General features: G+C 61.9%; 14 protein-coding genes. 6 read left to right on the top strand and 8 right to left on the bottom strand.

What is annotated here, in order from left to right:
- Positions 1-26 precede the first annotated feature (26 nt).
- Positions 27-2,693, top strand: a complete 2,667-nt coding sequence (locus EV686_RS00565) for a DNA topoisomerase III (protein ID WP_132472409.1) — start codon at positions 27-29, stop codon at positions 2,691-2,693.
- 43 nt (positions 2,694-2,736) lie between these two features.
- Here the strand turns inward: EV686_RS00565 and EV686_RS00560 are convergent, their stop codons facing one another.
- The 3 genes from EV686_RS00560 to EV686_RS00550 are packed head-to-tail and all read right to left on the bottom strand — an operon-like array spanning position 2,737 to position 5,331.
- Entirely contained in the window at positions 2,737-3,558 is an 822-nt protein-coding gene (locus EV686_RS00560; RefSeq protein WP_132472407.1) for a hydroxypyruvate isomerase family protein, read from the bottom strand.
- Between the two features lie 7 nt (positions 3,559-3,565).
- Positions 3,566-4,525, bottom strand: coding sequence for a Bug family tripartite tricarboxylate transporter substrate binding protein (locus tag EV686_RS00555; protein WP_132472405.1), 960 nt, complete (start codon positions 4,523-4,525; stop codon positions 3,566-3,568).
- Entirely contained in the window at positions 4,522-5,331 is an 810-nt protein-coding gene (locus EV686_RS00550) for an alpha/beta fold hydrolase (RefSeq protein ID WP_165972451.1), read from the bottom strand. The genes EV686_RS00555 and EV686_RS00550 overlap by 4 nt, the downstream gene beginning before the upstream one ends.
- A gap of 156 nt (positions 5,332-5,487) precedes the next feature.
- Here EV686_RS00550 and EV686_RS00545 point away from each other — a divergent pair, with 156 nt between their 5' ends.
- Entirely contained in the window at positions 5,488-6,405 is a 918-nt protein-coding gene (locus tag EV686_RS00545; RefSeq protein WP_132472401.1) for a LysR family transcriptional regulator, read from the top strand.
- A 16-nt stretch (positions 6,406-6,421) separates the two neighbouring features.
- Here the strand turns inward: EV686_RS00545 and EV686_RS00540 are convergent, their stop codons facing one another.
- The 5 genes from EV686_RS00540 to EV686_RS00520 form a co-directional block, all read right to left on the bottom strand.
- Complete coding sequence (locus tag EV686_RS00540; RefSeq protein WP_132472399.1) at positions 6,422-6,727, bottom strand: DUF202 domain-containing protein; 306 nt, start codon at positions 6,725-6,727, stop codon at positions 6,422-6,424.
- Positions 6,724-7,086, bottom strand: a complete 363-nt coding sequence (locus EV686_RS00535; RefSeq protein WP_132472397.1) for a YidH family protein — start codon at positions 7,084-7,086, stop codon at positions 6,724-6,726. Before EV686_RS00535 ends, EV686_RS00540 begins: the two co-directional genes overlap by 4 nt.
- 99 nt (positions 7,087-7,185) lie before the next feature.
- A complete protein-coding gene (locus EV686_RS00530) occupies positions 7,186-8,463 on the bottom strand; it encodes a TRAP transporter large permease (RefSeq protein WP_132472395.1) in 1,278 nt (425 codons plus the stop codon).
- A 42-nt stretch (positions 8,464-8,505) separates the two neighbouring features.
- Positions 8,506-9,003: a TRAP transporter small permease gene (locus tag EV686_RS00525; protein ID WP_132472393.1), complete on the bottom strand. Its 498-nt coding sequence runs from the start codon at positions 9,001-9,003 to the stop codon at positions 8,506-8,508.
- Between the two features lie 194 nt (positions 9,004-9,197).
- Entirely contained in the window at positions 9,198-10,178 is a 981-nt protein-coding gene (locus EV686_RS00520) for a TRAP transporter substrate-binding protein (RefSeq protein ID WP_132472391.1), read from the bottom strand.
- A gap of 294 nt (positions 10,179-10,472) precedes the next feature.
- Between EV686_RS00520 and EV686_RS00515 the strand changes: the two genes are divergently transcribed.
- From EV686_RS00515 to EV686_RS00500, 4 genes are all read left to right on the top strand, one after another.
- Complete coding sequence (locus EV686_RS00515) at positions 10,473-10,964, top strand: SET domain-containing protein (protein WP_132473592.1); 492 nt, start codon at positions 10,473-10,475, stop codon at positions 10,962-10,964.
- Between the two features lie 79 nt (positions 10,965-11,043).
- Complete coding sequence (locus EV686_RS00510; protein ID WP_132472389.1) at positions 11,044-11,586, top strand: TRAP transporter small permease; 543 nt, start codon at positions 11,044-11,046, stop codon at positions 11,584-11,586.
- Positions 11,583-12,881 carry a TRAP transporter large permease gene (locus tag EV686_RS00505; RefSeq protein ID WP_132472387.1) on the top strand — a complete coding sequence of 433 codons (1,299 nt, stop codon included), beginning with the start codon at positions 11,583-11,585 and terminating at the stop codon, positions 12,879-12,881. The genes EV686_RS00510 and EV686_RS00505 overlap by 4 nt, the downstream gene beginning before the upstream one ends.
- Positions 12,882-12,927: 46 nt before the next feature.
- Positions 12,928-13,959 (top strand): DctP family TRAP transporter solute-binding subunit, encoded by a 1,032-nt coding sequence (locus tag EV686_RS00500; RefSeq protein WP_132472385.1) that lies wholly within the window; start codon positions 12,928-12,930, stop codon positions 13,957-13,959.
- The last annotated feature ends 32 nt before the right edge of the window (positions 13,960-13,991 follow it).

The raw sequence follows: 13,991 nt of genomic DNA, 5'->3' as shown, positions 1-13,991 counted from the left end.
TGCAAATAGGCAGTTACTGGAAACACATGACTAAAACGCTCATTATTGCCGAGAAACCTTCCGTCGCACTGGACATCTCCCGGGCCCTGGGAGGATTCTCACGAGAAGGCGACTATTTCGAAAGCGAGCAATACGTCCTGGCGTCGAGCATCGGGCATTTGCTCAGCCTGGTCGCGCCCAACGATCCGGTTCGCGGCAAATGGAGCTTCGCCCATCTTCCCGTCATTCCGCCCGAGTTCGAGCTCGGCCCGACCGACAAGCGCTCGTCCGAACGCCTGAAGCTGCTGGTCAAGCTCCTCAAGCGCAAAGACGTGTCGGCCATTATCAATGCATGCGACGCGGGACGGGAAGGGGAACTGATCTTTCGTTACATCATCCAATACGCTGGCGTAAAGAAGCCCATCAGGCGCCTCTGGCTGCGCTCCATGACGCAGACCGCCATCCGCGAGGCCTTTGCCAACCTGCGCGACGACGACGATCTCAAGCCGCTGGAAGCCGCAGCCCGGTCGCGCGCCGAGGCCGATTGGCTGGTCGGCATCAACGGCACGCGCGCCATGACGGCCTTCAACAGCAAGGACGGCGGCTTCTTCAAGACCCCCGTGGGACGCGTCCAGACCCCCACGCTGGCCATCGTCAACGAACGCGAAGAACGCATCCGCCGCTTCCAGCCGCGCGACTACTGGGAAGTGCATGCCACCTTCGTGGCCGCCGCGGGCTTCTACAACGGCCGCTGGTTCGATCCCAAATTCGTCAAGGACGAGCTCGATCCGGAAAAGCGCGACTCGCGCCTGTGGTCCAAGACGGCGGCGCAGACCATCGTGGCCGCCTGCCGCGACCAGCCGGGCGAATTCACGGAAGAGTCCAAGCCGTCAACGCAGCTGTCTCCGGCGCTGTTCGACCTGACATCCCTGCAACGCGAGGCGAACTCGCGCTTCGGCTTCTCCGCCAAGACCACGCTGGCGCTGGCGCAGACGCTTTATGAGCGCCACAAGGCGCTGACCTACCCGCGTACCGATTCCCGCTATCTGCCGGAAGACTACCTGAACACCGTCAAGCAGGTCTCCCAGGCCCTGGCCGAGGGGGGCTCCAGCGCGGCGGCCAGCGTCAGGCCCTTTGCCGAGAAGCTGAACAAAGAAGGCTGGATCAAGCCCAATCGCCGCATTTTCGACGACAAAAAGGTCTCCGATCACTTCGCCATCATCCCGACGCAGCAGGTTCCCAAGGACCTCAGCGAAGCCGAAGGCAAGGTCTACGAACTGGTGGCCCGCCGCTTCCTGGCCGTGTTCTATCCAGCGGCTGAGTTCCGCGTGACGACCCGCATCACCAAGGTTTCCGGCCATCACTTCAAGACGGAAGGCAAGGTGCTGGTGTCGCCGGGCTGGCTTGCCATCTACGGCCGCGACGCCCAGGGCGACGATACCAGCCTGGTGCCCGTCGCCGACGGCGAAACCGTACAGACGGACGACGTCCAGCTGAAAGACATGGTCACCAAGCCGCCGGCGCGCTTCACCGAAGCCACGCTGCTGTCGGCCATGGAAAGCGCCGGCAAGCTGGTCAGCGACGAAGAACTGCGCGAAGCCATGTCCGAGCGCGGCCTGGGCACGCCGGCGACCCGCGCCGCCATCATCGAAGGCCTGATCAACGAAGGCTATCTGCGCCGCGAAGGCCGCGAGCTGTCGCCCAGCGCCAAGGCGCGGCAACTGATGACGCTGCTCTCCGGACTGGGCGTCAGCGAACTGACCTCGCCCGAGCTGACCGGCGAATGGGAGCACCAGCTCAAGCAGATCGAGCAGCGCCAGCTGGACCGCGACAGCTTCATGCGGGAAATCGCCCGCATGACCCAGGTCATCGTCAAGCGCGCCAAGGAATACGACCGCGATACCGTGCCGGGCGATTACGCCACGCTGGCAACGCCGTGTCCGAAGTGCGGCGGCGTGGTCAAGGAAAACTATCGCCGCTACGCCTGCACCAGTTGCGACTTCTCCATTGGCAAGCATCCGGGCGGGCGCACCTTCGAAATTCCCGAGGTCGAAGAATTGCTGCAGAAGCGCGAAATCGGCCCTCTGTCCGGCTTCATCAGCAAGATGGGACGCCCCTTCGCCGCATTGCTGCGCATCACCGACGAATACAAGCTCGAATTCGATTTCGGCCAGAACAACGACGACGACAACGAGCCTGTCGATTTCTCGGGCCACACGCCGCTGGGCGCCTGCCCGAAATGCAATGCACGGGTGTTCGAGCACGGCATGAACTACGTGTGCGAGAAATCGGTCGGCCCGGAGAAAAGCTGCGACTTCCGTACCGGCAAGGTCATCCTGCAGAAAGAAATCCAGGCGGAACAGATCGAAAAGCTGCTGTCCAGCGGCAAGACCGATCTGCTCGACGGTTTCGTCTCCAGCCGCACCAACCGCAAGTTCAAGGCATTCCTGGTGCGCCAGCCGGACGGCAAGGTAGGCTTCGAGTTCGAGCCGCGTCCTGAAAAGCCCGGCGCAAAGAAGGCGACGAAAACCGCAGCCAAGACAGCAGCCAAGACGGCAGCGAAAACAGCGACCAAGACAGCGGCCAAGAAAGCCGCGGTGAAGAAGACGGCCGCCAAGAAAACAGCCGCCAAAACGGCTGCGAAGAAAACCGCAGCGAAAACCGCCGGCAAGACCGTACCCTCCCCGGCCGAGGACGACGGCCCGGCATTCTGAGTCTGCCAGCCCAATGAAGGCGCCCTCGGGGCGCCTTCGTTTTTCAGGCATTCGCCAGGCACTTCTCCGGACGTTTCAGCAAGCCCCAGTCCCGCGCCCAGGCCAGCCCGGCATCGGTTGCATGCATGGGTACATACTCGCATCCGACCCAGCCCGAGAAGCGGTGCTCCCGCAACAGATCGAGCAGATAGCGATAGTTGATTTCGCCGATGGTCGGCTCGTGCCTGCCCGGCACGCCCGCGATCTGTATGTAGCTGATTTCAGGCAGATACCGCCGCAGAAGCGCCGCCAGATTCCCTTGCTCCATCTGTGTGTGATACAGATCCACTTGCAGGCTGACGTTATCATGCCCTTCCGCTTTCAGGACCTGCAGCCACCGCGAAGCCTCCTCGACTCTCGTCAGGGAATAGTCCGGCAACATCTGCCGGCTCAACGGTTCCAGCAGCAGCGTCAGCCCATGCTGGGCAAACAGTGCGGCGGCGTGCGACAGATTGCGATGGATGGTGGCTTCCAGCAGCGCCTCATCCAGCCCCGCCTGAACATTCCCGGTCAGCACATGGATATTGCCGCACTGCGTCGTCAAGGCATAGTGGACGGCTGTCTCAAGACTCTCCCTGAAATCCGCTTCGCGCCCCGGCAATGCCGCAAGCCCGCGCTCTCCGCCCTGGTAATCGCCTGGCGGCGCATTCAGCACCGAAAGTGTGGCGCCGCTGCAATCCAGCGCCTCCTTCAGCTCCCGCGCGTCGAACGCGTAGGGATACATGACTTCCACTGCGCCAAATCCCGACCGCACGGCGGCATCCACACGGTCAAGGAAAGGAAGCTCAGGGTATAGCAAGGAAATATTGGCGGACAGCTTCAGCATGCTGACTTCAATCCATCTTTACGCCGGCATCCTTGGCAATGGAATGCCATTTTTCGAGCTCGGCCGCCGTGAATTTCCTGCCATCCTCAAAGGAAAATGCAGATACATCCGCGCCCAGTTGCTGAACACGGGCCTTGATTTCCGAATTTTGCAGTGCTTGCTGCGCAGCATCGTACAACTGCTTCGCCGTAGCCTCCGGCGTACCGTTCGGCGCCAGGATGGCCCACCAGGATGTGGTTACGAAATCGGGAAAGCCTTGCTCCACAACCGTCGGCACATCGGGCAGCTGGCTCCAGCGATCCTGGGAAGTCACCGCCAGCACTTTGAGCTTGCCTTCCTTGATCAAAGCCATGGATGACAAGGGCTGGTCAACCATGTACTCGACACGCCCGGAAACCAGGTCGGGATACGCGGCGGCGCTGCCCTTGTAAGGAACGCTGACCATCTGGGTCTTCGACATCGATTCCAGCCATTTGGCATTGAGCAGGTGCATGGTGGCGCCCGTTGCATAGCTGATATTGTCAGGCTTCACGCCGGCCGACTTGACCAGATCTCCAATCGAGCCCAGAGCGGAATCCGCAGGCGCAAGGAATACGTTCGGCGATGAAGCCACCATGGATATGGTGGAAAAATCCTCAGAGGGCTTGTACGGAATATTGGTGAAAATTGCGGGATTGATCGCATAAACGCTGGTTGTCACCATCATGATGGTGCGTCCATCCGGCGCCGCGTTCTTCAAGTCGCGGGCGGCAATGAATCCTTCAGCGCCGGGTTTGTTCTCCACGACGATCGTCCTGCCCAGGGCATCGCCCATCTCTTTCGCCATGAGGCGCGCCAGGATATCCGTCGAGCCGCCGGCGGAGAACGGCACCAGCATGCGCAATGGCCCATCCGGCAAGGCTTGTGCCGTCGCTGCTCCCAGGCAGGCGCCGGACATCAGAAAGACACCGAACAATTTCCTGATCATGATTTGTCTCCTTTGGATTCGTATTGGGTAATGTGCTGACGGAGCGCATCCGTACACTCTTCAGGCACGATGTGTTGAATCATGTGATAGGTCGTGCTCACATGACGGACAGTCAGATCACGGACATGGAGCTCCAGCGTCCGCCTCTGTTCGTCGTTGGCGATTGCTCCCTGTTGCGGATACAGGCAAAGCGTGGGAGCGTTAATACCGGACAGATAAGGCGTGGCATCCGAGTCGAGCGCAAATTGCGCCAGCGCAGCCAATACTTCCGTTCCAGTCTGTGCGACGGTATCCGTGTACCAGGCAAGAAATCCCGGACTCATGTCTGGCGGAAAACGCGTGGATGCATTCGTCCGCTCGATCCATTCCCTGGGGCCCAGCTTGCGCACGGCCTCCGGCCACGACGCCTGTCCCAGCGCGTATGCCGTGCGGGCTCCCTGCGAAATGAATACCGGCCCCGAGACGTTCGTCAATGTCGCCACCCGTTCCGGGTAGCGGCCCGCCGTTGCCAAGCCCACCAATCCTCCGATGGACTCGCCCGCGTAGTGAAACGTCTTGGCGCCCAGTGCATCGGCAATGGCAATGACATCGTCGCTCAAGGTTTCCAAAGTAAAACCATGTTCGAGATCGAACTCCCTGCCGGAACCGCCATGCCCGCGAAGATCCGCGCACACGATCCGAAAATGACGGCAAAGCCGGGGTACCCACTGGAACCAGAAATCCCCGCTGCGGCCATAGCCATGCTGCAGGAAAAGATAGGGCGCATCTGTCCATGGGTCGGTGTAATCGCACACTGTGTAGTGCAACGAAGGAAATCCTGGGCGTAGCAGAGTAGGCATAACGATCCGATGAAGTTGAAATCCCGCCGCAACGCGTCATTGCGCCGAATCAGGATGCCCATACTACGTTGCGCGGTATGATTCGTCTAATATATTGAAAAGATAGAAAGATATTTAATAAATATGGAACTGAGGCATCTGAGGTACTTCCTCGCTGTAGCACATGAACTGCACTTCACGCGCGCAGCTGAAAAACTCGGCATCGGACAACCACCGCTCAGCCAGCAGATCCAGCAACTGGAGCGCGAACTCGGCGTCACTCTGCTGCTGCGCGGACGCCGCGGCGTCGAACTGACCGAAGCCGGCCACGCTTTTCGTGAAGAAGCGCTGCGCACGCTCGGCGCGGCGGATCGCGCCATGGAAACGGCACGACGCGTCGGCAACAGCGAAATCGACAAACTTGCCATCGGGTTCACCGTGTCCGCCAGCATTCACCCATTTGTTCCTCGCGTGATCCGGGCCTCCAGGGAGCGCTTGCCTCAAGTGGAGATCATGCTGCAGCAACATACGACAAACGAACTTATCGCCGCCGTCAAAGACCGGCAGATCGATGTCGCCTTCATCCGGGCCCCAGCCCCCGAAGCTGCCGGAGTCCAGGTCGAGACTCTGCTGCACGAACCTCTGGTCGCTGTACTGTCCACTGCGCATCCTCTCGCCAGACGCAAAACCATTCGTCTGAAGGACTTGGCCGGCGAGCCTTTCATTTTTTATCCGCGCAAAGTCGGCACGGGCATCTACGATGCTGTTGTACAGGCCTGCCAAAGCTGCGGATTTTCGCCGGAGGTCCGGTTCGAAGTGCCGCAGATGACTTCAGTCATCACATTCGTCGCCGCCGGGATGGGCGTTTCCCTCGTTCCCCAGACCATGCGCCAACTACGCGCCGAAGGCGTCAAATATATCTCTATCGCCGATGCCGACGTACCGCAGGCCCACTTGGCGCTGGCATTCAATCGGCGAGCGCTTTCCCTGGCCTTGAGCCGCTTCATTACCCAAGTCAGGGAGTTCGCCGTGCGTTATGAGGGTCGGAACAGCGGCGTATGAGTGCCGCCCGCCCTGCTCACTGCATCAGCATCGCCCACATCCCCAGAATCGCGCTGAGCGCGCAAACAGCGGACAGCGCCATGGGGATGCAGGGCGAAACCTGCCTGGGCACGCTTGCGAGCTTCAGATACCTTGCCCTCGACAGGCACAGCATGGTCATCGGAATGGCGCCCGCGGCCAGCAGATAGACCGCCCACAGGATCGCAGGTTCGTCTGTAAGCCAGACCAGCCGGAACAACAGAATAAGGCTGGCGCACCAGGTCAGCAGAGTACGGAACCATGCCAGCGCGGTACGTTCCGGCTGCAGGCCCTTGTCTCTCATTTCAGCACCACATACAGAATGCAGGAGATGGCGGCCGCGATCAGCATGCTGGTCAGCGGCAGGAGCATGGGGGAACGGGGCAGAGGCGCCGACCTGCGCATGGCTTTCTGCACCCGCGACCAATGCTTGTAGCCCAGGAACGACATCGATACCGTCATGCACATCATCAACACGCTCAGGCCTTCGATCAGCTTGCTGCCGCCGAAATAATCGGAAAGCTGGTCAAACACCAGCCCGGCGGCCAACGTCGCCAGCGCGGTACGCATCCACGCCAGGAACGTGCGTTCGTTGGCCAGGGTGAAGCGGTAATCCGGCTCTTCGTCTTTTTCAGGTGCGGTTGCTGGTGGCTGGGAGCTCATGGTCTTTCGTATCACTGGGAATCGAAGAAGAAATATCCGATGACGATGGCGGCGCGCCCGCCCGGCCCCGGCGGGAACGGGCGAGACGGCCAGCAGGCATTAACGATACACCAGATCCCTGAAGAACAGGCTCAGGTCCGGCACATAGGTGATGATCATCAGGCAGGCCACGATCACCAGCACGAACGGCACCAGCGGCCGCATCAGGGTTTCCAGCCGGATGTTCGCCACCGTGCAGGCGGCGAACAGGTTCACGCCGAACGGCGGCGTGACCATGCCCAGCGCCAGGTTGACCACCATGATGATGCCGAAATGCGAGGGATCCACGCCGAAATGCATGGCTACGGGCAACAGCAGCGGCGCCAGCACCACGATGGAGGCCGAGGTCTCGATGAACATGCCCACGAGGAACAGCGCCGCGTTGACGCCCAGCAGGAACATATACTTGTCGGTGAACAGCTGGCCCAGCCACTCGCCCAGCGCGGCCGGTATGCCGGCGCGGTTCAGCAGGAAGCCGAAGATGCCCGCATTGGCGATGATGAACATGATGACCGCGGTCGAAATCACGGTCCTGTGCAGGGTTTTCGACAATACGCTGTAGGACAGGCGGCGATAGACGAACGTGCCGACGAGCCAGGCATAGACGACCGCCACGGCGGAGGCCTCCGTCGGCGTGAAGATGCCGCCGTAGATACCGCCCAGGATGATGATCGGCATCAGCAGCGCCAGCCATGCGCGCTTGAACGACTGCCACAGCGGCAGGCGGTCGGCGCCATCGTTCTTGCCCAGGCCTTTGCGGCGGGCATAGAGCCACACATACAGCATTAGCGCCCCGCCGATCAGCAGGCCCGGCCCGACGCCAGTGATGAACAGCTCGCCGACGGAGGTATCCGTGGAGACCGCGAACAGGATCATGGGGATCGACGGTGGAAGGATCACCCCGAATTCCGCCGACGTGGCCTGCAGCGACGCCGCGAACGGCTTGGGATAGCCATGCTTGACCATGGCGGGAATCAGGATGGCGCCCACGGCGAACGTAGTGGCGACGCTGGATCCCGCCACGGCGGAAAAAATCATGCAGGTGAGCACGCAGCTGACGGCCAGGCCGCCCTGCACGCCCCCGACCACGCTCTTGGCGAAATCCACCATGCGCTCGGAGATGCCACCGTCCTGCATCAGGTTGCCGGCCAGGATGAAGAACGGCACGGCCACGAGGGGGTATTTGTCCAGCGCCGCGTACAACTGCTGCGCGATCACCAGCCACGTCATGTGACCGTCGTAGAGCACCCCAAAGAAACTGCTGATCCCGACCGCCACCGCCACCGGCAGCGACAGAATCAGGAAAATCAGCATCGATAAAAGCATCAGCTGCGACATGGCAGACCTTGTATGAACGGAATAACAGTAGGTTGCGGTGGCTTACAGGGCGTTGGATTCGTCCAGCGGCGCTTCACCGGAGCCTTCCAGCCAGCGCGCCAGGATCGCCACGATCGCCAGCGTCGCTCCCACCGGAATCGCCAGGTAGACCCACGAAATGGAAACCTCCAGGCTGGGCATGGTCTGGAAACGCACACGCCACGCCATGGAACCGCCGATCCAGGCCAGGAAGCCCATGAACAGCGCGCAGGTCGCCATGATGAAGAATTCCAGGACCCGCTGACTTGCGCCCCTGAGCCTGCTGCGCAGCATCTCCACGCTGAGCATGGCGCCTTGCCGGAAGGCGAGCGCAACACCCAGCAGCACCGCCCATATCAGCGATGCGCGCGACCAGGCCTCGCTCCAGTCGGCGGGCGACTGCAGGACGAATCTGGCCAGGACTTGATAGAACGCGGCGGCAACGGACGATACGATCAGCAATTGCGCCAGGATCGAGACCAGGCGAAACAAGCCACGATCCAGAAAGCGAACGATGTGCATGAGACTCTCTGTAGAAAAACGTCCGGCAGCCGCATGGCCACGAACCGATATCTATAGTATGGGCATGCGGCTGCCGTGATTGCATCCACGAAGGACTCCGGCCATGGAACCGGAGTCCTTCGCCTCACAGCGTTGCGTGCTGCTCGGACTTCCCGGGCGCCCGGCCATCCATCAGGACAGCCGGGTATCCGGACTTACTGGAAATTGCGGATGGAATCCACCAGTTCCTGGCCGAACTGCTTGTAGTACTGCGGATAGACCGGCTCGACCGCCTTGGCGAAGGCGGCGTAGTCGACCTCGTCGACCTGCATGCCCTGGGACTTGACCTCTTCGACACCGCTGACCTCGACATTGTCGACGAAGGCGCGCATGGCCTTGGCGCCATCCAGCGCGGCGGCCTTCAGCTTCTCTTTGTCTTCATCGGACAGGGGGCCCCATACGCTGGGCGACACCATGACGACGGCCGGCGCGTACACGTGGGACGTCAACGACAGGTATTTCTGCAATTGCGGCAGCTTGGCCGACACGATCACGGACAGGGGATTTTCCTGGCCGTCGATGGTGCCCTGCTGCAGGGCCGTGCTCACTTCGGGCCAGGCCATGGGAGTCGCGAGAACTCCGAGGTGGCGGAACGCCGCGATGTGAATCGGGTTTTCCGTCGTACGGATCTTCAGGCCCTTGATGTCTTCAGGTGTTTTCACCGCGCGAGTGTTGTTCGTCAGGTGGCGGAAACCCTGCTCGCCCCAGGCCAGGGCTACCAGGCCGCGCTTGTTGAATTCACCCAGCAGATCCTGGCCGATCTTGCTGTCCAGCACGCTGCGCGCGTGGGGCAGGTCACGGAACAGGAAGGGGATATCGAATACGCCCGTCTTGGGGACGAAGTTCAGGGTCGCGCCCGTGGAAACGATGGCCAGGTCGATCGTACCCAGTTGCAGGCCCTCGATGACCTCGCGCTCGCCGCCCAATGCGCTGTTGGCGAACTGCTGAACCTTGATGCGGCCGTCGGTCGAAGCCTCGATGGACTTGGCGAACGCTTCGCCGCCCGCGCCGTAGTGCGAGTTGGCCGACAGCGCGTAAGCCATTTTCAGAGAAGTCTGCGCCATGGCAGGAGCCGCCGACATCACACCGGCAACGGCCGCCGCCAAAAGCCACGAAGGCAGTCGTACTTTTTTCATTTATCTGTCATCCTGAAACATGAAGGAGGAGGAACCGGGCCTCTGCTTCCCAAGCGTCCGAAAACCATTCCCCCTGCTTCCGGCAGCCTGCGGCCCGTTGCTGCAAGCCGGTTATTGTAAACCTCGCAGACCATTCCAGGCCGGCCGGAGCGCGGTTGATCGGAGGAAGGAGCGGAATCCATTTTTCCCGTGGCGGCGCGACGCTGCTGTACGGACCGTGCAAATATTGCCTAAGATAGCGCCTGCAGCATGATGCAGCCCCTTGCAAAACCACGCCATATCAAAGTCATCACGATGAAGAAAAGCCGCCCCGTCTGGCATATCGTCAAACGCTCCAACCTGCATGGCAATGGCGTCTTTGCCGCGCAGGACATCCCCGCCGGCACCCGCATCCTGAACTACGCCGGCAAGCGCATTACGCCGGAACAGGCCGACGACATGCACCCGGTCAACCCGGACGACCCCTTCCATACCTTCTTCTTCGCGCTCAGCTCAGGAAAGGTCATCGACGGCGGCAACAAGGGCAATGACGCGCGCTGGATCAACCATGCCTGTTCCCCCAACTGCCAGGCCGAGGAAAACGCCGACGGCACCAAAGTGCGTATCGTCGCGCTGCGCGACATCAAGAAGGGAGAGGAGTTGTTCTACGACTACGGCCTGGTCATCGACGGCAAGATCACCAAGACTCTGCGCAAGCAATACGAATGCCTGTGCGGCTCCCCAAAATGCCGCGGCACCATGCTGACGCTGCCGTCGGAGCGCAAAAAACGTAAAAATCAAGGGTAAACCCCGGAACCCGCGCGCCCCCGGGCGGGGGCGCATCTCGTTATCATGCTGTTTTAGTTCCTGCCGATCCCCGTCGCACATGCCGTCGCACCACACCAACACGCCTGCCGGAGGCAAAGAGGCCGATCCCGTCCCGACCGAACCCGCCGATCCCCCCGTCAGGGTGCCGCTAAAGCTCGAAGACACCGTTTCCGTTGCAACAATCGCCGCGCTGGCGCTGATCACGTTCTGCAACGTCCTCGTGCGCTACCTGACCAACGCCTCGTTTGCCTGGACCGAGGAAATCTCGATCTTCCTGCTCATCGTCCTGACGCTGACGGCCAGCGCCACCGGATTCGTGCGCAACCAGCATATCCGCATCGAGGCCTATGCCGACAGCGGATCCGCGCAGAAGCAGCGCCGTCTGGCCATCGCCAGCCACACCATCGTCCTGCTGTTCTTCATTCTGCTGACCATCCTGTCCGCCCGCATCGTCTACGACGACTACACCTGGGGCGACACCTCGCCCGCAATCGGCGTGCCGACCTGGTGGTATTCGGTCTGGATGCCGCTGCTGGGCGCCGTCATCACCCTGCGTGTGGCCGGCAGCCTGCAGCGCGCCTTGCGGAGCGGCCGGACATGATCGCCGCCCTGCTGTTCGTCGTATTCATCGTGCTGATGGTGATCGGCGTCCCCGTCGCTATTGCGCTGGGCGTTTCAGGCACACTCGCCATCGTGCTGTCCAACCTGGACACGCAGTGGTTCGGCCTGCTGGCCGTGCCGCAGAACTTCTATGCGGGCCTGGCCAAGTACCCCTTGCTGGCCATTCCGATGTTTGTCCTGGTAGGCTCCATCTTCGACCGCTCCGGCGTGGCTCGCCGCCTGGTCGATTTCGCCATCGCCATCGTCGGGCGCGGCCCCGGCATGCTGCCGCTCGTGGCCATTGCCGTCGCCATGTTCCTGGGCGGCATTTCCGGCTCCGGCCCAGCCTGTGCCGCCGCCGTCGGCGCCGTCATGATCGGCGCCATGCGCCAGGCCGGCTATCCGTCGCCATTCTCCGCCAGCGTCGTGGCGGCGGGCGCGGCCACCGACATCCTGATCCCGCCCTCCATCGCCTTCATCGTCTACTCCGTGCTGGTGCCCCAGGCCTCGGTGCCCGCGCTCTTCGCGGCCGGCATGGTGCCTGGCATCCTGGCCGGCATCGCCCTCATCATCCCTGCCGTATGGCTGTCGCGCAGGCACAATATGGGAGAGCAGGAGCGCAACCTGCCGCGTCCGCCTTTCTGGGCCAGCCTGCGCCAGGCCGTCTGGGGACTGGCCGCTCCCGTCCTCATCCTGGGCGGCATGCGGCTGGGTCTGTTCACTCCGACGGAGGCCGCCGTCGTCGCCGTGTTCTACGGCCTGTTCGTCGGCATGTGCATCCACCGCACGATCAAGGTGCGCGATCTCTTCCTCATCCTGCGCGAGGCGGCCGAGCTGTCCGCCGTCATCATGCTGGTGGTCTCGCTGGCAGGCATCTTCGCCTGGGCGCTTTCCACCCTGAGCATCATCGACCCCGTCACGAACGCCATCGTCAATTCCGGACTGGGCGAGTATGGCGTGCTGGCGTTGCTGGTCATGCTGCTGATGACGCTCGGCATGTTCCTCGACGGCATTTCGATCTTCCTGATTTTCGTGCCGCTGCTGATCCCCATTGCCCAGGCCTACAACTGGGACCTGGTCTGGTTCGGCGTCCTGCTGACGCTGAAGGTCGCCCTCGGCCAGTTCACGCCTCCCCTGGCGGTGAACCTGATGGTGGCCTGCCGCATCGCCCATGTCCCCATGGAAAGCACGTTCCGCTGGGTGCTGTGGCTGCTCTGCTCCATGTTCACAGTGCTGGTGCTGGTCATCGTCTTCCCCGAACTGGCGCTGTGGCTGCCGCGTGCACTGGGATACTGATGAATACACAGAATAACCTTCATATACCAACCCACGAGGAGATCGCATGAAACTTCGCACCCTGCTTGCCGCAGCCGCCTGCTCCGTCGCAGCCCTGACAGCCATCCCCACGGCCATGGCCGCCAACTACAAGTCCGAATACAAGGTTTCCCTGGTGCTGGGCACCGCCTTCCCCTGGGGCAAGGGCGCCGAAATCTGGGCCGACAAGGTACGCGAACGCACCGATGGCCGCATCAACTTCAAGCTCTATCCCGGCGTATCCCTGGTACAGGGCGATCAGACGCGTGAGTTCACCGCCATCCGCCAGGGCCTGATCGACGTGGCGGTCGGCTCCACCATCAACTGGTCGCCGCAGATCCGCCAGATGAATCTGTTCTCGCTACCCTTCCTGCTGCCCGACTACGCCGCCATCGACGCCCTGATCCACGGCGAAGTCGGCAAGCAACTGCTCGAAGTCGTGGAAAAGGCCGGCGTCGTGCCCCTGGCCTGGGGTGAAAACGGCTACCGCCAGCTGAGCAATTCCAAGCACGAAATCAAGAGCCCGGAAGATCTCAAGGGCCTGAAGCTGCGCGTGGTCGGCTCGCCGCTGTTCATGGATGTCTTCAACACGCTGGGCGCCAACCCCACGCAAATGAGCTGGGCCGACACCCAGCCTGCACTGGCCAGCGGCGCCGTCGACGGCCAGGAAAACCCCCTGTCCATCTTCACCGCGGCCAAGCTGCACACGGTCAGCCAGAAGTACCTGACGCTGTGGAACTACGTTGCCGATCCGCTGATCTTCGTGGTCAACCGCCAGGTATGGGAATCCTGGACCAAGGAAGACCAGGAAATCGTGCGCCAGGCCGCCATCGATGCCGCCAAGGAGCAGATCGTGCTCGCCCGCAAAGGCGTGACCGACGAAGACTCCTCGCTGCTGAAGGAAATTTCCGACCTGGGCGTGACCGTGACGCAACTGACGCCCGAGCAGCACAAGGCCTTCGTCGACGCCACCCGCCCGGTCTTCGAGAAATGGCGCAAGACCGTCGGCGAAGACCTGGTCGACCAGGCGCTGAAGGACATCGAGAACCGCAAGAAATAAGGTCCTGGCGCGTGCAGGCGCCTGAACAAAAT

Origin of the sequence: Paracandidimonas soli (genome assembly GCF_004342005.1) — a bacterium.
Lineage (GTDB): Bacteria > Pseudomonadota > Gammaproteobacteria > Burkholderiales > Burkholderiaceae_B > Paracandidimonas > Paracandidimonas soli.
The sequence above is the reverse complement of the archived record's forward strand: the minus strand, read 5'-3'. Positions and strand labels throughout refer to the sequence as shown.